Here is a 26,820-nt window from a genome sequence, read left to right as displayed (position 1 = left end):
GAGATGGCGATCGCTCCCGACGGCCGTTCGTTGGTCGGCCGGACCGTTCGACTCGATGTCGCCTCCGAGCAGGATGCCGAGGGACTGTTCGCCGCACTCGACGACGACCGGGTGTGGGAGATGGGGTACGGCGGCTCGATGGGCCGCCCGACGTCGCCTGCCGGCTGGCGTGAAGTGATGGCGCGGGCGGCGGCGGAGGGTCGGGTGAAGTACGTCGTGCGTGCCATCGAGCCCGGCAACCCTCGCGACGGCCGCATCTTGGGTACGACGAGTCTCGGTGACCTGGACCTTGCCAACGAGAAGGTCCACCTCGGTTGGACCGCCTACACCCCGCAGGTCTGGGGCACCTCGGTCAACCCGGAGTGCAAGCTGCTGTTGCTCTGGCACTGCTTCGAGCACTGTGGCCTGGGACGCGTGAAGCTACGCACCGATGTGATCAACGTCCGCTCACAAGCGGCGATCGCGAAGCTCGGCGCCACCCGCGAAGGCGTGGCGCGGCGCCACCTGCGCCGAAGCGACGGGACCTGGCGTGACTCGGTCATCTACTCGGTGATCATCGACGACTGGCCGCAGGTCAAAAGCGGCCTCGAAGCACGTCTCATGTCCTAGCTTCGCCGGGCCGATCAACTGGCTATGGCGCGCGTCGTCGTAGTCGCTGCGGGTCTGCTGGTTGCCGCCGCGGTCCTGGCGTCGATGCACGTGGCCGCGCGTCGCAGACCCCTGCCGCCGCGGTTCGTGACGATCGTCGAGGCCGCCAGCGCCGTGCTGCTGGTAGTGGTGATCGGGCTGGTGGGCTTCGGGGCGGTCGACGTCGCCCTCGACGTACGAAGTGCGTACGACCACGACGGGCTCACCACCGCAGAGGACGCCCTCGCCGGGGTGTCGTTCCCCGCCGGTCTCGCCAAGACGACCGCACCGACCGGATGCGGCCTGGTCGGATACGCGTGCGCCACCTCGGCGCTCGCGCCGGCTCAGGTGCTGCCGCTGGTCGAGTCGATGATCCACGGTCACCCGGACCAGCGGCCGTGCGCGGGCGGTCGCATGCACGACGGGCTGTTCCCGGTGCTCGGCAAGGTGGCCGGCTACCAGGCGGAGGCGTTCGTGCAGCGATCGCACGCCGGCACCGCCGTGACGATCCTGCTCGGCCAGTCCGGCAGCTGCGTCGACTGACGCGTCCCCTCGCACGCGATCAGTAGCCTCGCGACGTGCGAGTTCTCGTGATCGGCGGCGGCGGGCGCGAGCACGCGCTCTGCCTTGCGCTGTCCGCCGACTCCTCGGTCGAGGCGTTGTTCTGCGCTCCGGGCAACCCGGGGATCGCCGGTGTCGCGATGCTGCTGCCGGGCGGCGACTGGCTGGCTGCCGCGCACATCGCTGCCGCCGACCTCGTCGTGATCGGCCCGGAGGCGCCGCTCGTCGCGGGCGCCGCGGACGAGCTGCGTGCGGCAGGCTTCGACGTGTTCGGGCCCAGTGCGGCCGCCGCGCAGCTCGAAGGCAGCAAGGCCTTCGCCAAGGAGGTCATGGCCGCTGCGGGCGTGCCGACGGCCGGCTACCGACGGTGCACCGACGTGCAGCAGGTCGCGTCCGCGTTGGACGAGTTCGGCCCGCCGTACGTCGTGAAGCACGACGAGCTCGCGGCCGGAAAGGGCGTCGTCGTCACCGAGGACCGCGCGGTCGCGCTCGCCCACGCCGAAGGGCACACCGTCGTCGTCGAGGAGTATCTGGACGGGCCGGAGGTGTCGCTGTTCTGCGTGACCGACGGGGTCTCGGTCCTGCCGTTGGTGCCGGCTCAGGACTTCAAACGAGTGGGCGACGACGACGAAGGGCCGAACACCGGAGGGATGGGCGCCTACGCGCCGTTGCCGTGGGCGCCGCCGGACCTCGTCGATGAGGTCGTCGCCCGCGTGGTTCACCCGACACTCACCGAGATGGCCGACCGTGGCACGCCGTTCTCGGGTCTGCTCTACGTCGGACTCGCACTCACCTCGCAGGGACCGAAGGTGGTCGAGTTCAACGCGCGGTTCGGCGACCCGGAGACCCAGTCGGTCCTCGCGCTGCTCGCCTCGCCGCTCGGTGAGCTGCTGAAGGCGTCGGCGACCGGAACCCTCGACGCGCACCCGCCGCTTCGCTGGCGGCAAGGCTCGGCCGTCACCGTGGTCGTCGCGGCGCACGGCTACCCCGATAGTCCGCGGACCGGCGACCTGATCGACGGCCTCGACGACATCATCGACGTCGACGTGCTCCACGCCGGTACGGCGATCGTCGACGACCGGCTGGTGACCAGCGGTGGCCGGGTCTTGGCGGTGACCGCGGTCGGCGCGGATCTCGCGGCTGCGAGACAATCGGCGTACGAGGCTGTCGGGCACGTCCGGATCGACGGTTCGCACTACCGCACTGACATAGCGCTACGCGCCAGTGAAGCTGTTCGCAAGGCGGCGGAGGAGTCCCGATGATCGAGCGCTACACCCTTCCCGAGATGGGGCAGGTGTGGAGTGAGGCGCACAAGTACCAGTTGTGGTGCCGCGTCGAGGCGATCGTGCTCGAGGCCCACGCCGCCGCCGGCACGGTGCCCGCCGACGTGGTCGCGCCGGTGCTGGCCGCGCCCGCGCCGACTCCCGAGGCGGTCGCCGCGGTCGAAGCCGTCACCCAGCACGACGTGATCGCCTTCCTGACCGCGTGGGCCGACAACACGACACCGCGGGAAGCGGCGGCGTGGGTGCACCACGGCATGACGTCCTCCGACCTGCTCGACACCGCCCTCGCCGTACAGCTCACCGAGGCCACCGACCTGCTGGTCGCCAAGGCGACGGCGCTGGTGGAGTCGCTGCGCGACCACGCGCTGACCCACCGCGCGACGGTGCGGGTGGGCCGGACCCACGGCGTACATGCCGAGCCGGACGTGTGGGGCCACCGAGTCGCGGACTTCGCATTCGCGATGGCGCGCTCGCGCGATCGGCTGGTCGCGGCGCGTGACGCGGTCGGTGTCGTCAAGATCTCCGGCGCCGTCGGCACGTACTCCAACATCGACCCGGCGATCGAGCAGCACGTCGCATCGGCGCTGGGTCTGCGCGCGGCGGACGTCGCGACCCAGGTCGTCATGCGGGACGGGATCAGCGAATGGGTGTCGGCGCTGGCCGTCATCGCCTCCGTGTGCGAGGCGATCGCGCTCGAGGTCAGGCACGGTCAGCGCACCGAGGTACGTGAGCTGAACGAGCCGTTCGGGTCGGGGCAGAAGGGTTCGAGTGCGATGCCGCACAAGCGCAACCCGATCATGTGTGAGCGGATCTGCGGCCTGGCGCGCGTCGTACGAGCCCAGATCGTGCCGGTCATGGAGGGCATCCCGCTCTGGCACGAGCGCGACATCTCGCACTCCTCCGTCGAGCGCATCGCGCTGCCGGACGCCGCGATCGGCACGGACTACCTGCTGCATCTGACGTCGCGGCTGGTGAACGGGCTGGTGGTCGACGCCGAGCGGATGCAGCTCAACCTCGACGCGACGGGAGGCCTGATCTACTCGAGCACGGTGCTCCTCGAGCTCGTCGAGTCCGGTCTGTCGCGCGAGGACGCGTACGCCCTCACGCAGGCAGCGGCGATGGAGACGTGGTCGTCCGGCGTACCGTTCCGCGACACGTTGCGCAAGCACGCGGCCGACCGCGGGCAGACGCTGGACGAGGCGCGGCTGGACGAGGTGTGCCGTCCGGAGCGTTACCTCGAACGGCTCGCGGCGGTCTTCGACCGGGTTGCCGCACTCACGTGATCGACGGGCTGGCCGACCGGCACATCCACTCGGGCAAGGTCCGCGATCTCTACGACGCGGGCGACGGCCTGCTGCTGATGGTTGCCAGCGATCGCATCTCGGCGTTCGACTACATCCTTCCCACCGAGATCCCGGACAAGGGTGTGGTGCTGACGCAGCTGTCGCTGTGGTGGTTCGAACAGCTCGCTGACGTGGTCGCCAACCACGTCGTGGCCAGCGACGTGTCCGACTACCCGGCTGAGTTCTCGTCGTACGCCGATGCGCTGCGTGGCAGGTCGGTGCTGTGCCGCCGGCTGGAGATGGTCCCGGTCGAGTGCGTCGCGCGGGGCTACCTCGCGGGGAGCGGCGTCGCGGACTACGAGCGGAGCGGATCGGTGTGCGGCGTACCGCTGCCGGCCGGTCTGGTCGACGGGTCTCGGCTGCCCGACGCGATCTTCACTCCGACCACGAAGGCTCCGGTCGGCGAGCACGACGCGCCGATGACCTTCGAGGAGGTGGTCGCCGAGGTCGGGTTCGAGACCGCCGAACAGCTGCGGTCGCTGACCCTTGCCGTCTACGAGCGTGGCCGGGACCTGGCAGAGCGGGCCGGGATCCTGCTGGCTGACACGAAGGTGGAGCTCGGCCGGGATGACTCCGGTGCGCTGGTGTTGGGCGACGAAGTGCTCACTCCCGACTCCTCGCGGTTCTGGCCGGCCCAGACCTGGGCGCCCGGGGGCGCCCAGCCGTCGTACGACAAGCAGTACGTCCGGGACTGGCTGCTGCACGAGTCCGGCTGGGACCGGGCCGCCGGCGGCGTACCTCCCGCCTTGCCCGACGACGTGGTCGAGCGCACCCGCGCGAAGTACGTCGACGCCTACGAGCGCCTCACCGGCCGCCCATTCGCCTCCTAGCTTTTCCCCGAAGGAGCACACAACCGGGTCCCGGCGGGCGGCCAAATCGGACATAAGCCGCGTACCGCACCGGGTTGTGTGCTACTTCGAGCAGAGGTCGCGGTCGGTAGGGTGAGCGCCATGGTGCGGGTGGTCGTCGACGTGATGCCGAAGCCGGAGATCCTCGACCCGCAGGGGCAGGCGATCGTGCGTGCGCTGCCCGGGCTCGGCTTCACCGGGGTGACTGCGGTACGCCAGGGCAAGCGCTTCGAGATCGACATCGACGGGGCCGACGCCGAGGCGGTTGCGCGGCAGGCGGCCGAGCAGCTGCTCGCGAACCCGGCGATCGAGGACTTCACCGTCCGCGTCGAGGGCTGACTGCTCAGCCGTTCTCCGACGAGGCGTCGGCGGCCTCCAGGCCGAGCGCCCGGCTGATCTCGGCGACCGCCCGATCGGTACGCGCCTGGGTAACCCAGGCCAGCCCGTCGAGGCGCATGTCCTCGCCACTCTTCAGTCGCAGCGCCACCCCGAAGCCCGTGAAGTCAGACGCTCGTACGACGCCCTTGATCTCACTCGGCCGATAGTGGATGTCGCCGCGGAAGTTGCGTACCAGGATGTCCGAGTCGGTCACGACCAGGCAGACCACCCACAGCCGCTGCAGCCCACCGAGCAGGACCGCCTCCAGCAAGACGGTGACCGCGGCCCACCCCCATCGCGTCGGCGCACTGATACCGGGCGTGGTGATCTCGGCGACCAGTGCGCCGGCGATACCAAGGGCAAGTACGACGCAGATCAGTCCGCGAGACACCCGCGAAAAGGGCGCACGAAAAACCACGACGGGACCATAACGTTCGTACCGAAACACAAACGTTGCGAAAGCCCGTTTCCGCGAGGCCCGCTCGTCGCGAGAACGTGACTCCCGCCACGTTTGTGTTTTCTTCGGGACGGTTAGTTGATGCCGGGCATTGCTGCGACGTCGAGGGTCATTGCGGCGGCGGCGTGCTCGAGGCCGAATCCCATTGCGGGGATCGACTGGAGTGGCCTGCGAGGGCGCGGGATGCGTGGCGGCGGCTTGGGGATGTGTGAGCCGCACTCGGTGCAGTGGTCGTCTTTGACAAGGACGTCGTGCTGGCAGGCCGGGCAGTTGCGCATCGGGCACAGCACCAGCGCTCGGTACGTGTGGGGTGTGCCGTCCGCCATGGCGTTCTCCTGGAGGTGGTTCGGATACTTCGCAGTGTTGCCGCGTGTCCGATTTGCCGCTATCGCCTCTTAGGACGGTTTCGCCTGGTGTGAGATGACTAGTCCCCGCGTCGGCCTCCGGTCGGCCGGGCCCGCCACCTAGAATCGAGTGGTGCCAGCCACCACTCGCGTCGGTGTGGTGACTTTCCCCGGCTCCCTCGACGACCGGGACGCCGCTCGGGCGGTCAAGGCCGCGGGCGCGCAGGCGGTGAGCCTCTGGCACGGTGACGCGACCATCCATGGGGTCGACGCCGTGGTCTTGCCCGGCGGCTTCTCCTACGGGGACTACCTGCGCGCCGGTGCCATCGCCCGTTTCTCGCCCGTCGTCGCCGAGATCGTCGCGGCGGCCGGCAAAGGCCTGCCGGTGCTGGGGATCTGCAACGGCTTCCAGGTGCTGTGCGAGGCGGGCCTGCTGCCCGGTGCGCTGATCCGCAACGCCGGGCTGCACTTCGTGTGTCGCGACCAGCGCCTGCGGGTCGAGTCGAGCTCGACACGTTGGACCGGTCAGTACGCCGAGGGTGCCGAGATCGTGATCCCGGTCAAGCACGGTGAGGGCCGGTACGTCGCAGACGCCGCGACCGTCGCGGAGCTCGAGCGGGACGGCCTGGTCGCCTTTCGCTACCTCGACGGCAACCCCAACGGCGCCCTCAACGACATCGCCGGGATCCGCAACGCAGCCGGCAACGTCGTCGGCCTGATGCCGCACCCGGAGCACGCGATCGACGTACTGACCGGGCCCTCGACCGACGGCCTGGCGATGTTCGTCTCCGTCATCAAGGACCTCGTCGCTGCATGACGACTCAGACCGACACCGTCGACCACGCCGCCGCCACTCCCGACCAGCCTCAGCCGTACGCCGAGCTCGGGTTGAAGGACGACGAGTACGCCCGCGTCCGCGAGATCCTCGGCCGTCGGCCGACCGATGCCGAGCTGGCGATGTACTCCGTCATGTGGAGCGAGCACTGCTCCTACAAGTCGAGCAAGGTGCACCTGCGCCAGTTCGCCGAGAACCCGCCACGCAGCGACGCGATGCTCGTCGGGATGGGTGAGAACGCCGGTGTGGTCGACGTCGGCGACGGGCTCGCGGTCACCTTCAAGGTCGAAAGCCACAACCACCCGTCGTACGTCGAGCCCTACCAGGGCGCGGCGACCGGAGTCGGTGGCATCGTGCGCGACATCCTCACGATGGGTGCCCGCCCGGTCGCGGTGATGGACTCGCTGCGATTCGGTGACGCGGACGCGCCCGACACCAAGCGACTCGTGTCGGGCGTCGTCGCCGGCGTCGGCGGGTACGGCAACTGCCTCGGCCTGCCGAACATCGGCGGCGAGGTCGGCTTCGATCCGACGTACGCCGGCAACCCGCTGGTCAACGCGCTGTGTGTGGGCGTGCTGCCGCACAGCCGGCTGCAGTTGGCGCGCGCCGAAGGGCCCGGCAACCTCGTCGTACTGATCGGTGCCCTCACCGGCCGCGACGGCATCGGCGGGGCGTCGGTGTTGGCGAGTGCGACCTTCGAGACCGAAGGCGAGACCAAGCGGCCGAGCGTGCAGGTCGGTGACCCGTTCGCCGAGAAGATCCTGATCGAGTGCTGCCTCGAGCTCTTCGACCGGGGGCTGGTGACCGGCATCCAGGACCTCGGCGCGGCGGGACTGTCGTGTGCGTTCGCCGAGACCGCCGCCCACGGCGACGGCGGCATGAAGGTCGACCTGGACAAGGTCCCGCTTCGTGAGCCGTCGATGGTGCCGGTCGAGATCCTGATGAGCGAGTCGCAGGAGCGGATGCTCGCGATCGTGGCGCCAGAAAACGTCGCCGAGGCACTCGAGCTCTGCCACAAATGGGGCGCGTTGGCTACCGAGGTGGGCGAGGTCACCGACGGCGACCGCCTGGTGATCTCGTGGCACGGCGAGACCATCGTCGACGTCGAGCCCGGTTCGCTCGCCGATGACGGTCCGGTCTATCACCGCCCGTTCGCGCGCCCCGATGTCGAGCAGGATGCGCTGATCGCCGACACCTCCGGCAATCTGGCGCGCCCATCGACCGGTGACGAGCTTCGCGCAACCTTGCTGCAGCTCGTCGGCTCCCCGCAGCTGTGCAGTCGCCGTTGGGTCACCGAGCAGTACGACCGGTACGTGATCGGCGGCACCGTCCTTGCGATGCCACACGACGGCGGCGTGATCCGGCTGGGCGACGAGACGTCCCGCGGCATCGCGCTCTCGCTCGACGGCAACGGCCGCTTCGCCCGCCTCGACCCGTACGCCGGCGCACAGCTCAACCTCGCCGAGGCCTACCGCAACGTCGCCTGCACGGGCGCTCGTCCGCTCGCGGTCACGGACTGCCTGAACTTCGGCTCACCCGAAGACCCCGCGGTCATGTGGCAGTTCGCCGAGGCGACGCGCGGGCTTGCTGAAGGGTGCCGTGAGCTCGGTACGCCGGTGACCGGCGGCAACGTCTCCTTCTACAACCAGACCGGGTCGACCGCGATCAACCCGACACCCGTCATCGGCGTACTCGGGGTGATCGACGACGTCAGCAAGCGAGTGCCGAGCGGGTTCGCCGCCGCGGGCCACCAGCTCGTGCTGCTCGGCGCGACCGAGGACGAGCTCGACGGATCGGCGTGGGCGTGGGTGGCCCACCGCCATCTCGGTGGCCGTCCGCCGGCGGTGAGACTGGCCGCGGAGGTGGCCCTCGCCGGACTGCTCGGCGAGGCTGCCGGCAACCGCCTGCTGGCCTCGGCACACGACCTTTCCGACGGCGGTCTCGCGCAGGCGCTCGTCGAGTCGTGCCTGATCGGCGGGGTAGGAGCGACGGTCACCCTCGAGGGCGACCCGTTCGTCGCCCTGTTCAGCGAGAGCACCGCCCGGGCGCTCGTCTCCACCACGGACGCCGACGCCGTGCTGGCCCTCGCGGCGAGGCACGGCGTTGCGGCGCGGCTGGTCGGCGAGACCGGCGGCGAGTCCGTCGCCATCGCCGGACAGTTCTCGGTCGGCTTGCCCGAGCTGCGCGGCGTATTCGAGGCGACACTGCCCGCGCTGTTCGGGTAGATCTATCGCGTGCCTGACCTCGCGATGCTTCGTACGGCGTACGAAGCACAGCAGCACAACGTTGTCGACTGGCTCACCGCCCTGCCCGCTTCGGACTGGGAGCGCCCGTCGCGGCTTGCCGGTTGGACCGTCCGCGAGCTCGGTTTTCACGTCACCGACATGACGGCTGTCGTCGTCCGTGCACTCGACGCAGGGGCGGTGCGTGACAAGCCGTTGACGATTGCTGCCTACACGTCGGCGTGGCCGGCCGCCGGGCCCGAGATCGCGCAACGTGACCGCGACGCAGCGGCTGGCAAGACGCCGGCCGAGGTGCTGGCGAACGCAGCCGACGCGCGAGCCGACCTACTCACCGCCCTCGACGGCGTCGCAGGTGACCCGGTGGTCGCCGGCAGGCGCGGGCCGTTACGGCTGTCCGATCTCATGGTGACCCGCGTCAACGAGCTCGTCGTGCACTCACTCGACCTGTCCGCCTCGGTACCTGACGTCGGGCCCGTGGCGCTCGACCGCTCCGCGACGGCGGTTGCGGTCCGGATGCTCACGGCGATCCTCGCGGAGCGAGTCCCGGGGCGCAGCGTGGAGGTCAGGGTCCCGCCGTACGTCGCGGTTCAGTGCATCGCCGGGCCGCGGCACACTCGCGGTACGCCGCCCAACGTGGTCGAGCTCGACCCGATCACGTGGATCGAGCTGGCGACCGGGCGCGACACGTGGAGTGCGGCGCTCGGCGCCGGGCGGGTGAGGGCCAGTGGTGAGCGAGCCGACCTCTCCGGGTCGCTGCCGGTCCTGGCCTAGCTCTTCCGGCCGGTCGCGAGCACGCCGGCACCCACCGCCATGATCGCCAGGCCTCCGGTGCCGCCGATCAGCTCGAGCCGGCGCGGCGAGCGGGCGAACCAGCCGCGCACCCGGCTGGCCGCCGTGATCCACGCTGAGTCCGACACCAGCGCGATGGCGGAGAAGATCAGGCCCAGAACGAGGATCTGGACCGGCACGCTCCCGCCGCTGCGGCTGGTGAACTGGGGCAGGACGGCGACGAGGAACACGATCGTCTTCGGGTTCGTGACGCCGACGGTCATCCCCTCGACGAAGGCTCTGCGGTCGGAACGCTGGTCGGCGTACGAGCCGGTGATCGCGGTGGCCAGCGACTTGCGGGCGTGGAACGTCTTGGCGCCGAGATAGAGCAGGTAGCAGCCGCCCAGGATCTTGACGACGGTGAAGGCGGCGACCGAGTCCTCGACCAGGGTCCCGATGCCGAACGCGACCGCCGCAGTCTGCACGTAGACCCCGAGGGAGTTGCCGACCATCGACAACAACGCGACCCGACGACCGCTCGACAGCGCCCGGCCGACGACGAACAGCACGCTCGGGCCGGGGATCACGATGACCACGAAGCCGGTGATCGCGAAAGCGAGGAGGTCGGCGCCGGAGGGCACGCCGCGACTCTATCGGCGCGTAGTTCACAAATAGGTCCTTTACAAATCAAGCTTTGTACAAGTAGCCTTCGGTATAGATCGATCCCGACGATCGATCCCGACGTCATGAAGGAGCGAAAGTGAACGACACGACCGAATCCGACTACGAGGCGCGCATCGTCACCGCCGTCTCGGCCGACGAGGTGTACGACGCGCTGACCACCCTGGAGGGGCTCAGCGCCTGGTGGACTCCGGCGACCGGAGATGCCACCGCAGGCGGCGAGATCACGTTCCACTTCAGCGAGACGGCGAAGGCGGTCATGCGCGTCGACGACGCCCAGCGCGGCATCGGAGTGCGGTGGACGACCATCGCCTGCATGGTCGAGGACTGGGTCGGCACGACCCAGCACTTCCAGATTGAGGCGCTGCCCGGCGGGGGCGCTGAGATCAGGTTCCGCCACGAGGGACTGACCCCGAAGCTCGAGTGCTACGCCGACTGCAAGAACGGCTGGGACCACTTCATCCCGAGCTTGCGCAGCTACCTCGACACCGGCACCGGCAACCCCACCGGCTCGCCGGCGGATCTGGCCCGTCGCGAGGCGCGCGCCAACGCGTCTGCGGTCGGTGCGGCCTGAGATCGTTGACGGATGCGCGCGGAAGCGAGTTCGGCGATCGGTCCCGATGACCAGGCCGACGTCGTTCTTCGCGCACTCGCCGATCCGCACCGCCGCCAGATACTGCGGTTGGTGCGGACCGGCGAGCTGGCGGCGGGTGAGATCGCGTCCCACTTCGACGCGTCGCAGCAGGCGGTCAGCCACCACCTCCAGGTCTTGGCCCGGGCGGGTCTGCTCAGCGAGCGGCGGGACGGCGTACGTCGGCTGTACGCGCTCGACCCGCACGGGTTGGATCCGGTGAGAGGGGTGCTCGCCGAGCTGTGGCCCGCCACACTGCAGCGGCTCAAGCAGGTGGTCGAGGCGGAGCAGCGCCGCAAGTCCCAGTCGCCGAACCGGGGCAAGCCATGACGTCTCCCGACGTACTGACAGCGACGGTCCGCATCTCGGCTCCTCCAGAAGCGGTCTTCCCCTACCTCGTCGACCCGGCGCTGATGGTCGAGTGGATCGGCGAGTGGGCCGACCTCGATCCGCAGCCGGGCGGGTCGTTTGCGCTCGACTTCGCCAGCACTGCGGTGCGCGGGTCCTACGTCGAGGTGGACCCGCCGCACCGCGTCGTCTTCACCTGGGGCGTCCCCGGCCACGACACGATGCCACCCGGCTCCTCGACGGTGGAGATCTCGCTGACCGCGGACGGGCCGCAGACCGTCGTCGAGCTCGTCCACCGCGACCTGCCGCCCGATGAGTACGACAGCCATCTCGACGGCTGGACCACGATGTTGCCGAAGCTGGCTGCCGCGAGCGGGAGATAGCTGCGCGCAGCCAAGGACCAGTCGGCCGCCGTCACACCGGGTCGTCGAGCGGCTCGGAGTCGGTCAGCTCGGTGAACAGGTCCAGGCCCTCGTCGTCGTCATCCCTGGCCGGGTCGAGCGTCAGGTACCGGCGCAGCCGGGACATCCGCCGCGCTTCGCCGCTCGGCTCGCTGGCGATCACGATCTCGTCGTACGCCGGCCGCGGCGGCTCCGGCGCGAACGGCTTGATCACCACCTTCGGCTTCTTCGGCCGCGGCTTCGATTTGCCGGTGTGCCTGCTCCCGGCGCCTTCCGACTCACTCGACGCGCCCGCCGCTAGCTCGGCTGCGATGCGATCGACCCACTCGGCCACGTGGTCGCGGTCCCGGAAGTCGCCCAGGGTCCGCCACGGCGACATGGCCAGCAGTCCGGTAGGCCGGCGGTCGAGCATGCCGCCGAACGTCATGTGGCCGCGGATGTCGATCTCACGCGCGAGGCTGCTCACCTGCGGCAAGGCCGCGAGCGCCCCCGAACGCGCGGAGTCGTCGAGCGGCCCGCTCGAGAAGAACCACACCGGAAGTTCGCGCAGCGCGGTGTGGTGGCGGCGGACGAACGCGGTTGCCTCGGGGTGCCAGCGGTTGCCGTAGATCGCGCCCCCGACGACGACCGCGTCCACACCGCTGATGCTGCGTACGTCGACGGCTCGGCGTACCGACGTGGCCACGCCGTGGGTCGCGCACGCGTCGGCGACCATGTGGGCGAGCCCGGCGGTTGCCCCGCGGGTCGAGCCGTACACCACCAGCACCTGCACGGCGCCAAGGTTGCCGGAACTGCGGCCAGTCGTCATCCCGCAACGCGGCGGGCCCCTAGACTCGACGCCGTGGGATACGCCGACATCCCGGATGAGGCCCCTCCCAAGGATGCGTGTGGCGTCTTCGGCGTCTGGGCACCTGGCGAAGAGGTAGCCAAGCTCACCTACTACGGGCTCTACGCCTTGCAGCACCGCGGCCAGGAGGCCGCCGGCATGGCGGTGTCCGACGGCCGCGCGGTCGTGGTCTACAAAGACCTCGGTCTGGTCGCGCAGGTCTTCGACGAGCCGACGCTCGGCGCGATGTCGGGCCATCTCGCGATCGGCCACAACCGGTACTCGACTACGGGTTCGTGCACCTGGGAGAACGCGCAGCCGTCGTACCGGCCCTCACCGCAGGGCGGCGGGATCGCGCTCGGTCACAACGGGAACCTGACCAACACCGCACAGCTCGCGCTGATGGCAGGAATCGACCGGGACGCGCCGAGTGCCGAGCCGCGCGCCACCAGTGACTCGGACCTGATCACCGAGATGCTCGCCGGCTACCAGGACCTCTCGCTGGAGGCCGCGGCGATGGAGGTGCTGCCGAAGCTGGTCGGCGCGTTCTCGCTGGTGTTCATGGACGAGCAGACCCTGTACGCCACGCGCGACCCGCACGGGGTGCGCCCGCTCGTGCTCGGCCGGCTCGAGCGCGGGTGGGTCGTCGCCAGCGAGACCGCCGCGCTCGACATCGTCGGTGCGTCGTTCGTCCGCGAGATCGAGCCGGGCGAGCTGATCGCGATCGACGAGCACGGCCTGCGCTCGCAGCGGTACGCCGAGGCGACCCCGAAGGGGTGCCTGTTCGAGTACGTCTACCTGGCGCGCCCCGACACCTCGATCGCCGGGCGGTCGGTGCAGGAGACGCGCGTCGAGGTCGGCCGCCGCCTCGCCAAGGAGCACCCCGCGGATGCCGACCTGGTGATCCCGGTGCCGGAGAGCGGTACGCCGGCCGCCGTCGGCTACGCCGAGGCGAGCGGGATCCCGTACGGCATCGGCCTGGTGAAGAACGCCTACGTCGGGCGGACCTTCATCCAGCCGTCGGACACGATCCGCCAGCTCGGCATCCGGCTGAAGCTGAACCCGCTGCGCAACGCGATCGCCGGGAAGCGGCTCGTCGTCGTCGACGACTCGATCGTGCGCGGCAACACGCAGCGGGCACTCGTCCGGATGCTGCGCGAAGCGGGAGCGGCGGAGGTGCACGTCCGCATCTCCTCGCCCCCGGTGCAGTGGCCGTGCTTCTACGGCATCGACTTCGCGACCCGCGCCGAGCTGATCGCCAACGGGCTGACCGTCGAGCAGATCTGCGGCTCGATCGGCGCGGACTCGCTGGGCTACATCTCCCTCGACGAGCTGATCTCGGCGACGACGATCCCGGGTGAGCGGCTGTGCCGCGCCTGCTTCGACGGGCAGTACCCGATCGACCTCCCTGCGCCGGAGCTGCTCGGCAAGCACATGTTGGAAGGCATCTCCCGGGTGGTCGAGGCCGATGCCCACGTCGCGGGCGAGCAGCTGTTGCCGGGTGTTGGTGCGGCGGACGCGCTCACGCGTCCGTGACGGAGGTCGAGGGCGCGGCCACCTACGCCGCCGCCGGCGTGTCCATCGAGGCCGGCGACCGTGCGGTCGAGCTGATCAAGGGCCGGCTGACCTCGACCCGCCCGGAGGTGGTCGGCGGGCTCGGCGGGTTCGCCGGGCTGTTCCGGATCGACGCCGAGCGGCTGCTCGCGACCTCGACCGACGGTGTCGGGACGAAGGTCGCGATCGCCCAGGCGATGGACCGCCACGACACCATCGGCCACGACCTCGTCGGCATGGTCGTGGACGACATCGTGGTGTGCGGCGCGGAGCCGCTGTTCATGACCGACTACATCGCGTGTGGTCGCGTCGTACCTGACCGGATCGCCGACATAGTGGCCGGCATCGACGCCGGTTGCGCGCTGGCCGGCTGTGCCCTGATCGGCGGGGAGACCGCCGAGCATCCGGGGCTGCTCGGGCCTGACGAGTACGACATCGCAGGCGCGGCGACCGGCATGGTCCGCGACGCGGACCTACTCGGGCCGGAGCGGGTGCGTGCGGGGGACGTGGTCATCGCGATGGCGTCGAGCGGGCTGCACTCCAACGGCTACTCGCTGGCCCGGCACGTGCTGCTCTCCGTCTCGAAGATCCCGCTGGAGTCGGCAGCCGACCTCGGTACGCCGCTCGGCGAGGTGCTGTTGACCCCGACCCGGATCTACGCGAAGGACTGCCTCACGCTGGCGGCCGCCACCGAGGTGCACGCGTTCTCCCACGTGACCGGTGGCGGCCTGACGGCGAACCTGGCGCGGGTGCTGCCCGACGGGCTGTCGGCCGCAATCGATACGACGACCTGGACGCCGGCGCCGATCTTCCAGCTCATCGCCGATCGCGGGAAGGTTGCGGCAGCGGAGATGGAGCGGACGTTCAACCTGGGCGTCGGCATGGTCGCCGTCGTACCCGAGGCGTCAGCTCAGGCAGCGCTCGACCACCTACGGAGCAGGAAAACCGAAGCCTGGGTCTGCGGCGAGGTCACCCCGACCTGACGCCGAGCCCAACGTTGTTGGTCTTTCGGGGTGCCCTGAAAGACCAAAAAGGTTGGGCTCGACGGAAAGAGGGTGGGTGAGCTACTCGTCGTCGTCGGACGCGTAGGGGTCGTCGTAGTCGTCTTCGTCGTTGTCGGAAGAAGACGTGGTGGTCGTGGCATAGCTCGTTGTGCCGCGCTCGGCGGCAAGCTCTTGTGCCAGACGGTCCAGGTCGGTCCCGCCGCTGGAGTACTTCAACTCGCGGGCGACCTTCGTCTGCTTTGCCTTGGCACGGCCGCGCCCCATTGGCTCGACCCCCTCGTAGGCCACGGGTCATCCCCGGTGGCGAGACGGAACTGGTTCAGGTCACACAATCCGGTCAACCGGACCGATGGACAGAATATCAGCGGTCGCCGGGAAGCCGCAGGGGTCGTCCGCCCGCCGCCGCCATCCGCTGCTCGGCGAGCGTGTCCGCAGCCTGAGACGGGGTGATTCCCTGGCTTGCCGCACTCGCCAGGATCGCCGCGGTGGTGTCCAGGATCTCGGCGGCTTTGGCCGTGGCGCGAGCCTCGTCGTACCCGTGGACCTCGTCGGCGACCTGGATCACCCCGCCGGCGTTCACCACGTAGTCGGGGGCGAAGAGGATGCCGCGCTCGGCGAGCAGGGCCTCGGTCCCGGCGTGGTCGAGCTGGTTGTTGGCGCCGCCACACACGATCTCGGCCTGCAGTCGCACGACGACGTCGTCGGTGAGGGCGTGGCCGAGCGCGCACGGGGAGTACACGTCGAGCGCCTGGTCGACGAGGTTGTCGGGCGCCGCGACGTCGATCGAGGGGTACGCCGCTTGCAGCTTCACGACGGCCGCGGCATCGACATCGGCCACGACCACGCTCGCGCCGTCCGCCAACAGGTGCTCGGTCAGCCGGCGGCCGACCTTGCCGACGCCCGCGATCCCGACCCGGCGCCCGGCCAGCGACGGGCTGCCCCAGGCGGCGTCGGCGGCTGCCCGCATCCCTTGGAAGACCCCGAACGCCGTCAGCAGTGAGGAGTCGCCGGCGCCGCCGTTCGCAGGCGAGCGCCCGGTGGTGTAGCGGCACTCCTGCGCGACGACGTCCATGTCCTCGACGTAGGTCCCGACGTCGCAGGCGGTGTAGTAGCGCCCGCCGAGCGAGGCGACAAAGCTTCCGTACGCCCTCAGCAACGGCTCGGTCTTGTCGGTAGCCGGGTCGCCGATGATGACCGCCTTGCCACCGCCGTGGGCAAGACCGGCCACGGCGTTCTTGTAGGCCATCGCACGTGACAGGTCGAGCACGTCGGCGAGCGCGGCGTCCTCGTCGCCGTACGGGTAGAACCGGGTGCCGCCGAGTGAGGGACCGAGCGCGGTCGAGTAGATCGCGACGATCGCCCGCAGCCCGCTCGACCGGTCGTGGCAGAAGACGACCTGCTCGTGGTCCGGAGCCTGCGCGAAGACGCCCACGTTCCGACGCTAGTCGTCGTGGCAGGATGGCTGACGTGATGGGGTACGCCGCGCATCTGCGGGTGTACGAGCCGCTGTCGGGTCTGGCGGAGACGGAGCGCATCCGTTGGCAGGCCTACATCGCTGCCGGCGACGTACCCAGCCGCCCGGTGCAGATGGTGCGTGAACATCAGGTCGCCCTCGCCGCGGTGTTGGCGATCCCACCGCGGCTGGACCTCTCCGACGGCAGCGACCACGCGTATGTGCGCGAGCTGGACGGGCTCACCTACGTCTGCCCGTGGCGGCTGCAGATGCGCGCCTGGGACGCGATGGACAGCTTCCGGTCGCAGCTGCCGGACGAGCTGCGCGACGCGTTCTTCCCCGCCGCGCTGAGCGCCGCGGCCGAGGACGCGCGCGACGTGTGGCGCGAGCGCAACCCGCAGCTGCGCGCGGGGATCCTGACCGCGACCTGGCAGGTGCCGATCGCGTGGTTTCTCGCCTTCGAGGCCAGCGAGCGGCGCCTGGTCCTCGGCGAGCGCCGTACCGACGCCTCGCCGGAGGGCGGCCTCGATCGGGCGTTGATCTACCTCACCGCGATGTCGCGCGCCCGCCGCCGGATCGCCAAGTCGCTGCGGGTCGTGCAGCGGATCTTCGGCGACGGCCCGGCGACGTCCAACATCGAAGAGGTCGGTCGCTGGCTCGAGGAGTTCCACCCGCACTCGCTGGTGGAGCTCGACTACGGCGGCCTGGTGCATCTGGTCAGCGACGAGGTGCTCAGCGAGGACGTGTCGGTGGCCGACCTCGAAGAGGCGCTCGAGCGGCTCATCGCCGGCGACCTGCCGGCGGCGGGGCAGTGCTACGAGCGGGTCATCAGCCGCTGGCGTTCGATCGCCTCCCTCGAGCACGCGAACTGAGGCGAACCCGCACCGCGGATCTGCGCCCGCGCCGGTGAACGTCCCTGGCGCCGCAGCCGTACCGGACATGACGGACCTCGTCCTCATCCGCTACCCAACGGCGGACTAAAGACGATTTTTCGGACTAGTCACTGGTAGTTCGAAAGATGGTCCCGATGGGCCATACCGGATATCCCGCGACATCTTCACCATGAATGTCGACCGCGCATCCGGTCCCCAGAAACGGAGTTCCAAACGATGACCACCCGTACCGCAGACGCCGAGCCCCTGCTCACCCCAGCCGAGGTCGCGACGATGTTCCGTGTCGACCCGAAGACCGTCACGCGGTGGGCGAAGGCCGGGAAGCTGACCTCCATCCGGACCCTCGGCGGCCACCGTCGCTACCGCGAGAGCGAGGTTCGCGCGCTGCTTGCCGGCTTGCCGAACCAGCGCTCGCTCTGAACCGTCCCGCCGGGGCCCAGTGCCGGCGGGACGGACGCGACAAGGCCGCGTCACAACTCCGGCGTTGACGCGGCCTTGTGCTGTCCCGGCACGCCGTAAATGCGCGGCGTCACTTGCACATCGCACGTAACCTCGACGCATCAGCGCCGGCGCGGCCGGCTTCCTAGCAGCGTGGAGGGCGGGTAGAGGACGTGGACCTGCGCCAGTCCGACAAGCTCCAGGGTGTCGTGTACGACGTACGTGGCCCGGCGCTGGACGAGGCAGCCCGGATGGAGCAGGAGGGCCACCGCATCCTCAAGCTCAACATCGGAAACCCCGCGCCGTTCGGCTTCGAAGCGCCCGACGAGATCCTGCAGGCGATCACCCGCAACCTGCACACCGCGCAGGGCTACAGCGAGTCCAAGGGCCTTTACTCCGCGCGTACGGCGGTGGAGCAGTACTACCAGCTCAAGGGTGTCGAGGGCGTCACCGTCGATGACATCTATCTCGGCAACGGCGTCAGCGAGCTGATCTCAATGACCCTTCAGGCGTTGCTCAACCCGGGCGACGAGGTGCTGATCCCGGCGCCGGACTACCCGCTGTGGACCGCCACGACGGTGCTGTCGGGCGGCCGCGCGGTGCACTACCGCTGCGACGAGTCCCAGGACTGGCAGCCGGACCTCGAGCACATGGCGGCGCAGGTCACCGATCGTACGAAGGCGATCGTCGTCATCAACCCGAACAACCCCACGGGCGCGGTGTATCCCAAGGAGACCCTCGAGGCGATCGTGCAGTTCGCCCGCGAGCGCGACCTGGTCATCTTCAGTGACGAGATCTACGAGAAGATCCTCTACGACGACGCCGAGCACACGGTGCTGGCCTCGCTTGCGCCCGACGTCATCTGCCTGACGTTCAGCGGCCTGTCGAAGGCCTACCGGGTGGCCGGATTCCGCGCCGGGTGGGTGGTCATCAGCGGTCCGAAGCAGCACGCCGAGAGCTACGTGTCGGGCGTCTCGTTGCTCGCCAACATGCGGCTGTGCGCCAATGTGCCGGCGCAGCACGCGATCCAGACCGCGCTCGGCGGCTACCAGAGCATCAACGAGCTGATCCTGCCGGGCGGCCGGCTGCGCGAGCAGCGCGACGTCGCCTGGCGGATGCTCAACGACATCCCCGGCGTCTCGTGCACGAAGCCGCAAGGGGCGTTGTATGCCTTCCCGCGGCTCGACCCCGAGGTCTACCCGATCAAGGACGACCAGCGGTTCGCCCTCGATCTGCTGCGCGCGGAGAAGATCCTCGTGACCTACGGCACCGGCTTCAACTGGCCGGACCCCGACCACCTCCGGATCGTCACACTGCCGCACGCCGAGGTGCTCGCCGACGCCATCACCCGCATCGGCGAGTTCCTGTCCACGTACACCCAGCCCTGACCCGAAGTAGCACACGAACTCCCCGGAAGCGGCGGGGTTCCGCCATTCCTGTCCGGTTCGGTGGGGTGGTTGTGTGCTACTTCGGGGAGACGGTCAGCGTGAAGTGCATGACGTCGGGGTTCGGCTCGGCGGTCTGCGACTGGACGATGATCGTGAACGGGTGCCGTCCGGCGCTCAGGTGCTTGGCCGAGACGCTGACCGTCACCGCGCGCGACCCGGTCGGTGGCACGGTGCCGGCGTACGTCGCTGACGACGGGCTCGCCCAGTCCTCGTCGCTGCCGACGGTGTAGGGGTAGCCGCAGGCGCCGTTGCCGTCGCTGAGCTGGATGGTGAAGGTCTTGTGCTGACCGCGCGCCAGGTGCAGCGCCGTGGACTTGGTGTAGCTGCGGATGTACGGCGTGCCGTGGCCGTTGCCGAGCACGAGGCTGGCGTGGACGGTGCGAACGATGCGCGGGTCCGCGAGGTCGTAGACCTTGACCGACCCGTGGTAGACGCCTTGCTGCATCGCCGGGTACCCGCCGAGCGCGTTGCTGTTGGCGAGGGACACCAGAGGCAGCGTCGCGCGCTGTGCGGCCGGCAGCGTCCCGTCGGTCGGCACGAGCGCGGGCGCGGGGCGCTGCGCCGCCGTCGCGTGTTTGGGCAAGAGGTCCACGCTCAGCCAGGCGCCGACCTGAGTGGTCGCGACCGCCTGCCAGTGCAGCTGACTTCCGGCGGGTCCGGTGTTGGTGATCCGCAGCGTCTGCTTCGACGGGGAGTCCGTCACCTGGGACGGCGAGCCGTCGACGGCGTCGAAGAGCTCGTCGTTCCACAGCGGTCCGGCGCAGGTCGCGATCGTCGCTTTGCCGGAGGAGTTCAGCGCGATCTCGTGGAAGCGCAGGTGCGTCGTCGACAGCTTCATCACGGCGCGGGGAGACACCGAGTAGCTCACGGTCAGCACCGAGGTGTGACCGGCGACCGTGACGGTGATGTGCCCGACGTGCGTCCCCGTCGTCAGGCCGGCCGGCGTCGCTGACCACTGGAGGTTCCCCGGAGCGCGGCCTCGGCGGACGTGCAGCCAGCCGGCGTCGCTCTTCGCGACGTAGCTGCCGCTGCGGAACCCGGTGCTCACGGCGACCGGCGCCGTCGTCGCGACGCCGTGGTGGTAGCCGTAGACCGTCACGTGGTCCGGCAGCAGGCTCACCCGCGCGGCGAGCTTCACCAGGTCGGCGCCGAGGGCGGCGGCGTCGTAGCTGCCGAGGCCCGTGGCCATGTCGTAGCCCTTGGCGGCGGCGTAGAGGTGGTGGCGGTTGCAGCCGACCGGACAGTCCCCGGCGTACTGCGCGTCGTTGCTGTCCGTCGTGATGTCGTGGAAGTCCCTGGCGTACGACGAAGGGTCGGCCGCGAGCCGGTACAGCGAGGGGTTGACCAGGCCGAGCCCGGACAGCTGCGCGGCCTTCGCCTCCTGGTCCCACAGCACCGCCGCGGACGCGGTCAGTGGCGTCGACAGGCTGGTGCCGCCGACCGGCTCCCATCCGCCGATTCCGCTCGTCGGCGGCAGCGGCAGCGGCAGGCCGAGCAGGCTGCCGACGAGCGAGCAGTTCGACGTGGCGCAGTAGATCGAGTAGCCGGGCGAGCCGACGTCGCCCGCGAGCTGTGACTTGCCGCCTTGCATGCCGAAGTCGAAGTCGGCGTCCGCCGACAGGTCCGGAACCTCCCGGCAGAGCTGGCCGCGTGGGGCACCGCATGCGGTGCCGCTGCGCCCTGGCGCGGTGCGGGCCGACGGCAGCGCACGCTGCCAGGCGGGCATCCGCCACAGCGAGCTGACCCCGCCGCCACCGGCGCCCTCGTCGTTCCACGTCGCCTCGCTGCGCGGACCGGGCAGTCCGTTGGCGGTCCGCTGCCCGAGGTCCGTCCCGCCCACGCCGGTCACCCACGGCACGCTTGCTTCCTGCTCGACGCTGATGCTGTCCCCCGTCGGTGCCGGGACGGCTCCGCTGCAGTCGATCGCGCCGGCATCCCCACTCGCCTGGAAGATCTGCTGCCCCTGCGCGGCGGCCTCCTCGGTGATCGCCGCGTAGAGGCGGTTGTCGGCAGCGCTGGCGAGCTCCTCGCAGCTGCCCCACGACGAGGAGATGACCGGGGCGTCGTCGTCGGTGACGAACCGGTTGTAGAGGTCGACCTCGCCGAGCCCGGTGTTCGGCGCGACGTAGACGTACAGGTGCGCGAGCTTCGGCAGCATCTCGAGCATCGTCGTGATGTCGGCCATGTCCTCGATCTCGCCTGCGGCCGGGGGGCCGCCCGACCCGCCGTCGACCGGGCGGCGGGTGACCGGGGTCGACAGGTGGTAGCAGGACTCCACGCCCGCGACGTTGCTGTCGTGGTAGTCGTCGAACTCCACGAGTGCCGCGGACATGCCCTGACCGAGGTAGCCCTTGGCGTAGAGGCCGTCGAACCCGTACGCCGAGGCCAGCTGGGGTGCGGTGTAGCCGACGCCCGCGATCGCGGCCGGGCAGGGCGTCGTGCCGCCGTCCTGCCCGATCGTGAGCAGGTCGGGCGTGACCGCGGGTGAGGAGGCGGCGGCAGGCCGGCCGGCGACGACTCGCGCTTGGGGTCGCGCGGCGTCGTCGAGGCCGATGACGCCGGCGACGGCGTCGGCAAGGCTCGCCGGCAGTCTGATGTCGGCGGTGTTGGCGAAGAACGACCGGCCACCGGACCGGAACCGGTCGATCGCCGTACCGAAGACGTCTTCGAGCAGGTGCGCCGGGCCCGACGCCGTGACGAACAGCCGGTTGGGGTCGGGCGTGTCGACGTGGAGGCCGAGTCCCCGCAGCGCGGCGACCACGGAGGCGAGCTCCGGCTGCGGCGCGCCGAACCGGGCACCGAACTGCGCCGGGCTCAGGAACCGGTGGAACTCTGCTGACCCCGGTCGGTACTCGGCCGCGACGTAACGGCTGAGGCCCCTCTCGTCGGGCAGCGCGAGCGGCAACGCGACCTGAAGCGAGGTGAGCGGTGCCAGCGCGCCGAGGTCGGTCGCGGTGCGCACCAGCGCGGGGACGGTGTCCTGCAGCGTGCGGGTGATCGTGCTGACGACCGGCAGCGGCGTGGGGGCAGCCGGCGCCGAGCGCGTCGCGGCGTAGCCGGGTGCGACACCGGCGAGCACCGACGCCACAATCGCGCCGAAGACCGCAAGACGCCGCATCATTTCCTCATTTGCTGACGACGACGGCGCCGTGCATGTACGGATGGATGGTGCAGGTGTACGGGTAGGTCCCCGGCTTGGTGAACGTCACGGTGTAGGTCTGGCCCTTGCTCAGCGTCGGCGACTTGATGAAGCTCGCGTCGCCCGAGCCGGTGGCGTTGTGCGGCACGGTGTCCTCCTCGACGAAGGTGACCGTGGCGCCCACCTTCACGTGAAGGGTGTCCGGCGAGAACGCGAAGTCCTTGATGGTGACGGTCGGCCCGGACACGTGGACCGCGGCGCCCGGCGTACTCGATCCGCCGCAACCGGCGACGGCGACCGCGAGCAGGACTGCGATGCCGAACGTCGCAGGGCGTCGCGCATGACTCATCTGGTTACTCCTGCGGGTGGGGCGCCGGCGCGCGTCGAGGCTATCGACTTGATCAACGTGGCCAGACCGGTGGGCGTTCAAACGCCCGGGCGTCCGGATGTCGTTCGGACCCGGTGCGCAACTCGCTCGCTTCGCTGCCATGATGTCGCAGGGACGATTGGGGGAGATCGGCAGCGATGCCGACCGAACAAGCGCCGGGCTCGACCGCCCGGAGATGAGGCCGAGTGTTACCCGTCTGTGAGCTGACGCTCGGCACCGAGCCGGACGCGGTTCCCAAGGCGCGGCGGTTCACCGCGCAGTGGTTCGCTGACGAGCCTTCCCACTTGGTCGACGATGCCGAGCAGGTGGTGTCCGAGCTGGTGACCAACGCGATCCTGCACGGCAAGGAGCCGGTCACGCTGCGGCTGTCGCGTACCGGCACGGCGCTGCGGCTCGAGGTGGAGGACGCCGGGCGCACGCTGCCGGTCGTCGGGCGCGCCAGCGTCGACACGATGACCGGTCGCGGGCTGTCGCTCATCGCGGCGCTCGCCAGCGGCTGGGGCGTCACCGAGTCGCCGGGCGGCAAGGTCGTGTGGGCCGAGATCAGCGATCGGCCCGAGGACGCCGAAAGCGGGTCGAACGCGCCGGCGAGCGGTCTCGACCTGGATCTCACCGCGATCTTCGACGACGAGCCGGAGCCGCACTACACGGTGCGGGTCGGGGCGGTGTCGACCGATCTGCTGCTCGCCGCGAAGGCGCACATCGACAACGTGGTGCGCGAGATGACCCTGCTCAAGGCGGAGCAGGCCGCGACCGGCCGGGTCATGCCCGAGCCGATCACCAGGTTGGTGGAGGTCGTCACGGAGGACTTCGCCCAGGCCCGGGCGGAGATCAAGCGGCAGGCGCTGGCCGCGGCGAACCGGGGTGACAGTGAGGTCGAGCTGGTCCTGACCCTGCCGCTTTCTGCCGCCGACGCCGGCGAGCGCTACCTGGAGGCGTTGGACGCGGCGGACCGGTACGCGCGCGCGGCACGGCTGCTCACGATGAGCGCTCCCGTGCTGCACCGGGTCTTCCGTCGCTGGTACGTCGAGGCGCTGATCGAGCAGCTGCGCGCGGCTGAGCGCGGCGACCCGCCGCCTGCGCCGCCGTCGTTCCCCGAGGCGCTCGCCGCCGAGGTGGAGCGACTGTCCTCGCTCGACGACACGTGGGACCGGTTGCAGCTGCTGCAACGGATCACGCGCGAGCTGACCGGCGCGGCCACGGTCGCCGACATCACCGAGGTCATCACCCGCAATGCGCTCGGGGATCTCGACGCGCAGAACGTCCGGGTGTATCTGCTCGGCGAGGACGGCGTACTGCGATCGGCGGCCGTCGGCGGGGAGAACCCGGCGTCGCGCGACCCGGCGTACCGCGAGCTGCCGCTGGCCGCAGACCTGCCCGGCCCGCTCGTCGTACGGACCGGGACCGCGATGTACTTCCGCAACCGTGCCCAGCTCGCTGCCAGGTTCCCGAAGCTCGCCAACATCTACCCGCACGAGACGAGCCTGCACGTCGCGCCGCTGCGGGTCGGGGAGCACATCCTCGGCGTACTGACGATCGCCTTCGGAGCGGTGACCGACGTCGACGAGGAAACCCAGATCGGCTTCGTCGGCGCGATGGCGGACGCCCTGGCGCAGGCGTTCGAGCGGGCGCTCGCCATGGAGCGGGCGGACGCCGCCCGGCGCCGGCTCGCGTTCTTGGCCGAGGCCTCCGTCGCTTTCGCGTCCAGCCTGGACTTCGAGGCGACGATGGACGCCGTCACGCGGCTGCTCGTGCCGACGCTCGCCGACTGGTGCATCATCCAGCTGGCCTCCGACGACGGGCTCGAGGTCGCCGCGCTCTACCACAGCGATCCGGGACAGCTCGCCTGGGCGAAGAGCATGGCCGGGCGCTTCCCGCTCGCCGGGAACCGTCCGGGAGGCGCGCCTGAGGTCGTCGCGTCGGGTGAGAGCCGGCTGTTCCCCGTCCTCGACACCGAGGTCATCGCGGCGATGGCGACGTCGGAGGAGCACCGCGACGTCATCCGCGCGCTCGGGATGTCGAGCGCGATGGTGGTCCCGCTGACCGGCCGCAGCGGGACGTTCGGCGCGATCACGCTGCTCTACGCGGACTCCGGGCGCCAGTACGCACCGGAGGACGTGTCGTTCGTCGAAGACGTCGCGCGACGGGCGGCGGTCGCGCTGGAGACAGCGGAGACGTTCCGCGAGCAGTCGGGCCGGCTCGCCGACGTACGGCGGGTCGCCGAGGCGACGCAGCGCGCGATCCTCGCGCCCGTGCCGCCGCGGCTCGGCGCGGTGTCGCTGGCCGGTCGTTACGTGAGTGCGAGCGCCGAGGCACTGATCGGCGGCGACCTGTTCGAGGTGGTTCCCCGCGCCGGCTCGGTGCGGCTGCTGGTCGGCGACGTGCGAGGCAAGGGACTGACCGCGATCCGGATCGCGACGATCGTGTTGGGGGAGTTCCGCGCCGCGGCGGCCGATCTGCCCGACCTCGCCGAAGTCGCACGGCAGATGGACCGCCGGCTGCGGCCGTACCTGTCGGAGGAGGACTTCGCGACCGCGGTTCTGGCCGAGGTGCGCGACGACGGCGCCTACTCGGTCGTGTCCTGCGGGCATCCCGCGCCGCAGCTGTTCGTCGGGGGCAGCGGCGGTGAGCTGTCCGTCGTCCACGCGCTGCCCCTCGGGCTCGGCGCCGCGCCCACCGCGACGTCGGGCTGGCTCAACCCCGGCGACCGGCTGCTGCTCTACACCGACGGGGTCAACGAGACCCGGGACGAGGCGGGAGCCTTCGTCGACCTCAACTGGGTGGTCTCCCCGCTGGAGTCAGGCGACCTGCAGTACTCCCTCGACGAGGTGCTCGAGCGGCTCCACCGCTTCGCCGGCCGCCGGCTCAGCGACGACGTCGCGCTCCTGGCGGCCGAGTACCGGCCCTGACCGTGACCGGCGTTCGGTCAGCTGGCCAGTCCGGGACGGCCGTAGACGTTCGCCGGCGTCTCGACGTGGATCGGCTTGCCCCAGTCCTCGAAGGTCTCGGTGATCGTCGTGGTGCGGTTTGCGGCGTCGAACTCGACCGGCAGGCCCGTCTGCTTGCTGATCCACAGCGTCGCGTGTGACCCCTTCGGCGAGCCGGGGCCGGTGCCCTCCCCGGAGATGCCGTAGACCGTCACCCCCGCGAGGGTCTTGGTCGGGGTGCGGGTCAGCGGCCCGCTCAGCTCGTCGGCGTACAGGGTCGAGGAGATGGTCACACCCGCGGTGATCGTCCGGTAGCCGGCCTGACCCGCGACGAGTGGCAGCCACTGGCCGTGCAGCGCCTGCACCTCCTGGGGCGTGATGCCGTAGATCGCCAAGCCCTTGGCGTCGCCGTTGAGGTAGGTCGTCGGGCCGATGACCCGCACCTTCACGTTGCCGCCGTTGATCGTGATGTGTTGGCTGCCGACCCGTACGCCGTCGTAGTCGTCGAAGGTCGCGGTGCCGCTCTTCTTGGAGACGTTCTTCGCGACGGTGTGGACGGTGTGCTGGGCGATCGCGCGCCGGAAGGTGGCGGCGAGCTCGGTCGCGAGCTTGGTGGTCGGTGTCGGGGGTGCGCTCGGCGTCGTACCGGCGCCACCGGGTGACGGCGGCGGGCTGACCGGGACCACCGACGAGGTGCCAGGCGGGGTGCTGGGTGGCGAGACCGGGGTGGCAGGCGCGGTGACCGGCGTGCGGCCGGAGGTCGCGGAGCCTGACGAGGACGAGGCGGAGCGGCCGATCGCGACGCCGGTGCCTGCCAGCGCCACGACGACGGCGGCGCCGGCGATCAGGGTGGTGGTACGCAGAGCTGGCACGAGTAGCGAGGCTACGCGGCGATGCGAATGACACATCGGTAGCGCTGTAGCGGCAGCGGTGGCACATCCGCGCTAGTGGTGGGCAGGGGCGGGGTCGAACCGCCGACCTTCCGCTTTTCAGTTGTGGGCC

27 protein-coding genes are annotated in these 26,820 nt (G+C 70.4%); 18 read left to right on the top strand and 9 right to left on the bottom strand.

From position 1 onward, the window contains the following. Positions 1 to 3: 3 nt before the first annotated feature. From VG899_04255 to purS, 6 genes are all read left to right on the top strand, one after another. Positions 4 to 609 (top strand): GNAT family protein, encoded by a 606-nt coding sequence (locus VG899_04255; protein ID HWA65566.1) that lies wholly within the window; start codon positions 4 to 6, stop codon positions 607 to 609. Between the two features lie 24 nt (positions 610 to 633). Next, positions 634 to 1,170 carry a hypothetical protein gene (locus VG899_04250; GenBank protein HWA65565.1) on the top strand — a complete coding sequence of 179 codons (537 nt, stop codon included), beginning with the start codon at positions 634 to 636 and terminating at the stop codon, positions 1,168 to 1,170. A 35-nt stretch (positions 1,171 to 1,205) separates the two neighbouring features. Then, a complete protein-coding gene (gene purD / locus VG899_04245; GenBank protein HWA65564.1) occupies positions 1,206 to 2,450 on the top strand; it encodes a phosphoribosylamine--glycine ligase in 1,245 nt (414 codons plus the stop codon). After that, the gene (gene purB, locus VG899_04240; protein ID HWA65563.1) at positions 2,447 to 3,754 is read left to right on the top strand and encodes an adenylosuccinate lyase; all 1,308 of its coding nucleotides are present in this window, start codon (positions 2,447 to 2,449) and stop codon (positions 3,752 to 3,754) included. Before purD ends, purB begins: the two co-directional genes overlap by 4 nt. Further along, entirely contained in the window at positions 3,751 to 4,644 is an 894-nt protein-coding gene (locus tag VG899_04235; protein HWA65562.1) for a phosphoribosylaminoimidazolesuccinocarboxamide synthase, read from the top strand. Before purB ends, VG899_04235 begins: the two co-directional genes overlap by 4 nt. 120 nt (positions 4,645 to 4,764) lie before the next feature. Next, complete coding sequence (purS, locus tag VG899_04230; protein HWA65561.1) at positions 4,765 to 5,001, top strand: phosphoribosylformylglycinamidine synthase subunit PurS; 237 nt, start codon at positions 4,765 to 4,767, stop codon at positions 4,999 to 5,001. A 4-nt stretch (positions 5,002 to 5,005) separates the two neighbouring features. On the opposite strand, the gene VG899_04225 is transcribed toward purS, so the two are convergent. Further along, positions 5,006 to 5,458 (bottom strand): hypothetical protein, encoded by a 453-nt coding sequence (locus VG899_04225; GenBank protein ID HWA65560.1) that lies wholly within the window; start codon positions 5,456 to 5,458, stop codon positions 5,006 to 5,008. 113 nt (positions 5,459 to 5,571) lie between these two features. Further along, on the bottom strand, positions 5,572 to 5,823 hold the full coding sequence (locus tag VG899_04220; protein ID HWA65559.1) for a hypothetical protein: 252 nt from the start codon (positions 5,821 to 5,823) through the stop codon (positions 5,572 to 5,574). Positions 5,824 to 5,974: 151 nt separating this feature from the next. Between VG899_04220 and purQ the strand changes: the two genes are divergently transcribed. The 3 genes from purQ to VG899_04205 are packed head-to-tail and all read left to right on the top strand — an operon-like array spanning position 5,975 to position 9,690. Then, complete coding sequence (gene purQ / locus VG899_04215; protein ID HWA65558.1) at positions 5,975 to 6,658, top strand: phosphoribosylformylglycinamidine synthase subunit PurQ; 684 nt, start codon at positions 5,975 to 5,977, stop codon at positions 6,656 to 6,658. Then, on the top strand, positions 6,655 to 8,901 hold the full coding sequence (purL, locus tag VG899_04210; GenBank protein HWA65557.1) for a phosphoribosylformylglycinamidine synthase subunit PurL: 2,247 nt from the start codon (positions 6,655 to 6,657) through the stop codon (positions 8,899 to 8,901). The genes purQ and purL overlap by 4 nt, the downstream gene beginning before the upstream one ends. Before the next feature lie 24 nt (positions 8,902 to 8,925). Then, a complete protein-coding gene (locus VG899_04205; GenBank protein ID HWA65556.1) occupies positions 8,926 to 9,690 on the top strand; it encodes a sterol carrier family protein in 765 nt (254 codons plus the stop codon). On the opposite strand, the gene VG899_04200 is transcribed toward VG899_04205, so the two are convergent. Beyond that, entirely contained in the window at positions 9,687 to 10,328 is a 642-nt protein-coding gene (locus tag VG899_04200; protein ID HWA65555.1) for a LysE family translocator, read from the bottom strand. The two genes, VG899_04205 and VG899_04200, sit on opposite strands and share 4 nt — an antisense overlap. A gap of 119 nt (positions 10,329 to 10,447) precedes the next feature. Between VG899_04200 and VG899_04195 the strand changes: the two genes are divergently transcribed. The 3 genes from VG899_04195 to VG899_04185 are packed head-to-tail and all read left to right on the top strand — an operon-like array spanning position 10,448 to position 11,730. Further along, positions 10,448 to 10,942: an SRPBCC domain-containing protein gene (locus tag VG899_04195; protein ID HWA65554.1), complete on the top strand. Its 495-nt coding sequence runs from the start codon at positions 10,448 to 10,450 to the stop codon at positions 10,940 to 10,942. A 12-nt stretch (positions 10,943 to 10,954) separates the two neighbouring features. After that, on the top strand, positions 10,955 to 11,329 hold the full coding sequence (locus VG899_04190; protein HWA65553.1) for a metalloregulator ArsR/SmtB family transcription factor: 375 nt from the start codon (positions 10,955 to 10,957) through the stop codon (positions 11,327 to 11,329). Next, the gene (locus VG899_04185; GenBank protein HWA65552.1) at positions 11,326 to 11,730 is read left to right on the top strand and encodes an SRPBCC domain-containing protein; all 405 of its coding nucleotides are present in this window, start codon (positions 11,326 to 11,328) and stop codon (positions 11,728 to 11,730) included. Before VG899_04190 ends, VG899_04185 begins: the two co-directional genes overlap by 4 nt. Before the next feature lie 31 nt (positions 11,731 to 11,761). On the opposite strand, the gene VG899_04180 is transcribed toward VG899_04185, so the two are convergent. Beyond that, positions 11,762 to 12,520, bottom strand: coding sequence for a flavodoxin domain-containing protein (locus VG899_04180; protein ID HWA65551.1), 759 nt, complete (start codon positions 12,518 to 12,520; stop codon positions 11,762 to 11,764). Between the two features lie 69 nt (positions 12,521 to 12,589). On the opposite strand from VG899_04180, the gene purF reads away from it, so the two are divergent. Together purF and purM are read left to right on the top strand one after the other, a co-directional pair. Then, positions 12,590 to 14,110 (top strand): amidophosphoribosyltransferase, encoded by a 1,521-nt coding sequence (purF, locus tag VG899_04175; protein ID HWA65550.1) that lies wholly within the window; start codon positions 12,590 to 12,592, stop codon positions 14,108 to 14,110. Continuing rightward, the gene (purM, locus tag VG899_04170) at positions 14,107 to 15,111 is read left to right on the top strand and encodes a phosphoribosylformylglycinamidine cyclo-ligase (GenBank protein HWA65549.1); all 1,005 of its coding nucleotides are present in this window, start codon (positions 14,107 to 14,109) and stop codon (positions 15,109 to 15,111) included. Before purF ends, purM begins: the two co-directional genes overlap by 4 nt. Before the next feature lie 81 nt (positions 15,112 to 15,192). On the opposite strand, the gene VG899_04165 is transcribed toward purM, so the two are convergent. Together VG899_04165 and VG899_04160 are read right to left on the bottom strand one after the other, a co-directional pair. After that, positions 15,193 to 15,396, bottom strand: a complete 204-nt coding sequence (locus VG899_04165; GenBank protein HWA65548.1) for a DUF3073 domain-containing protein — start codon at positions 15,394 to 15,396, stop codon at positions 15,193 to 15,195. A gap of 97 nt (positions 15,397 to 15,493) precedes the next feature. After that, positions 15,494 to 16,564 carry a Glu/Leu/Phe/Val dehydrogenase dimerization domain-containing protein gene (locus VG899_04160; GenBank protein ID HWA65547.1) on the bottom strand — a complete coding sequence of 357 codons (1,071 nt, stop codon included), beginning with the start codon at positions 16,562 to 16,564 and terminating at the stop codon, positions 15,494 to 15,496. A 26-nt stretch (positions 16,565 to 16,590) separates the two neighbouring features. Between VG899_04160 and VG899_04155 the strand changes: the two genes are divergently transcribed. The 3 genes from VG899_04155 (at position 16,591) to VG899_04145 (ending at position 19,304) form a co-directional block, all read left to right on the top strand. Then, positions 16,591 to 17,457: a hypothetical protein gene (locus VG899_04155; protein ID HWA65546.1), complete on the top strand. Its 867-nt coding sequence runs from the start codon at positions 16,591 to 16,593 to the stop codon at positions 17,455 to 17,457. A gap of 237 nt (positions 17,458 to 17,694) precedes the next feature. After that, positions 17,695 to 17,898 (top strand): developmental transcriptional regulator BldC, encoded by a 204-nt coding sequence (bldC, locus tag VG899_04150; protein HWA65545.1) that lies wholly within the window; start codon positions 17,695 to 17,697, stop codon positions 17,896 to 17,898. 191 nt (positions 17,899 to 18,089) lie between these two features. Beyond that, complete coding sequence (locus tag VG899_04145) at positions 18,090 to 19,304, top strand: pyridoxal phosphate-dependent aminotransferase (GenBank protein ID HWA65544.1); 1,215 nt, start codon at positions 18,090 to 18,092, stop codon at positions 19,302 to 19,304. Between the two features lie 76 nt (positions 19,305 to 19,380). On the opposite strand, the gene VG899_04140 is transcribed toward VG899_04145, so the two are convergent. Further along, positions 19,381 to 22,482: a S53 family peptidase gene (locus VG899_04140; GenBank protein ID HWA65543.1), complete on the bottom strand. Its 3,102-nt coding sequence runs from the start codon at positions 22,480 to 22,482 to the stop codon at positions 19,381 to 19,383. Between the two features lie 7 nt (positions 22,483 to 22,489). Then, on the bottom strand, positions 22,490 to 22,852 hold the full coding sequence (locus VG899_04135) for a plastocyanin/azurin family copper-binding protein (GenBank protein ID HWA65542.1): 363 nt from the start codon (positions 22,850 to 22,852) through the stop codon (positions 22,490 to 22,492). Between the two features lie 224 nt (positions 22,853 to 23,076). Here VG899_04135 and VG899_04130 point away from each other — a divergent pair, with 224 nt between their 5' ends. Continuing rightward, positions 23,077 to 25,800 carry a SpoIIE family protein phosphatase gene (locus VG899_04130; protein ID HWA65541.1) on the top strand — a complete coding sequence of 908 codons (2,724 nt, stop codon included), beginning with the start codon at positions 23,077 to 23,079 and terminating at the stop codon, positions 25,798 to 25,800. Between the two features lie 17 nt (positions 25,801 to 25,817). Here VG899_04130 and VG899_04125 read toward each other — a convergent pair whose 3' ends face one another. Further along, positions 25,818 to 26,690 carry a hypothetical protein gene (locus VG899_04125; protein ID HWA65540.1) on the bottom strand — a complete coding sequence of 291 codons (873 nt, stop codon included), beginning with the start codon at positions 26,688 to 26,690 and terminating at the stop codon, positions 25,818 to 25,820. Between the last annotated feature and the right edge of the window lie 130 nt (positions 26,691 to 26,820).

This window comes from Mycobacteriales bacterium (assembly GCA_035550055.1).
Taxonomy (GTDB): domain Bacteria; phylum Actinomycetota; class Actinomycetes; order JAFAQI01; family JAFAQI01; genus DASZTV01.
This window is presented reverse-complemented; position numbering and strand designations above follow the sequence as displayed.

What these genes read in the sequence shown, in the direction of transcription:
- purB (HWA65563.1), top strand. Translation starts at nt 2,447, where the DNA reads ATGATCGAGCGCTACACCCTTCCCGAGATGGGGCAGGTGTGGAGTGAG.
- VG899_04140 (HWA65543.1), bottom strand. Translation starts at nt 22,482, where the DNA reads ATGCGGCGTCTTGCGGTCTTCGGCGCGATTGTGGCGTCGGTGCTCGCC.
- VG899_04205 (HWA65556.1), top strand. Translation starts at nt 8,926, where the DNA reads ATGCTTCGTACGGCGTACGAAGCACAGCAGCACAACGTTGTCGACTGG.
- VG899_04165 (HWA65548.1), bottom strand. Translation starts at nt 15,396, where the DNA reads ATGGGGCGCGGCCGTGCCAAGGCAAAGCAGACGAAGGTCGCCCGCGAG.
- purL (HWA65557.1), top strand. Translation starts at nt 6,655, where the DNA reads ATGACGACTCAGACCGACACCGTCGACCACGCCGCCGCCACTCCCGAC.
- VG899_04190 (HWA65553.1), top strand. Translation starts at nt 10,955, where the DNA reads ATGCGCGCGGAAGCGAGTTCGGCGATCGGTCCCGATGACCAGGCCGAC.
- VG899_04250 (HWA65565.1), top strand. Translation starts at nt 634, where the DNA reads ATGGCGCGCGTCGTCGTAGTCGCTGCGGGTCTGCTGGTTGCCGCCGCG.
- VG899_04155 (HWA65546.1), top strand. Translation starts at nt 16,591, where the DNA reads ATGGCTGACGTGATGGGGTACGCCGCGCATCTGCGGGTGTACGAGCCG.
- VG899_04185 (HWA65552.1), top strand. Translation starts at nt 11,326, where the DNA reads ATGACGTCTCCCGACGTACTGACAGCGACGGTCCGCATCTCGGCTCCT.
- VG899_04135 (HWA65542.1), bottom strand. Translation starts at nt 22,852, where the DNA reads ATGAGTCATGCGCGACGCCCTGCGACGTTCGGCATCGCAGTCCTGCTC.
- bldC (HWA65545.1), top strand. Translation starts at nt 17,695, where the DNA reads ATGACCACCCGTACCGCAGACGCCGAGCCCCTGCTCACCCCAGCCGAG.
- VG899_04255 (HWA65566.1), top strand. Translation starts at nt 4, where the DNA reads ATGGCGATCGCTCCCGACGGCCGTTCGTTGGTCGGCCGGACCGTTCGA.
- purS (HWA65561.1), top strand. Translation starts at nt 4,765, where the DNA reads ATGGTGCGGGTGGTCGTCGACGTGATGCCGAAGCCGGAGATCCTCGAC.
- VG899_04220 (HWA65559.1), bottom strand. Translation starts at nt 5,823, where the DNA reads ATGGCGGACGGCACACCCCACACGTACCGAGCGCTGGTGCTGTGCCCG.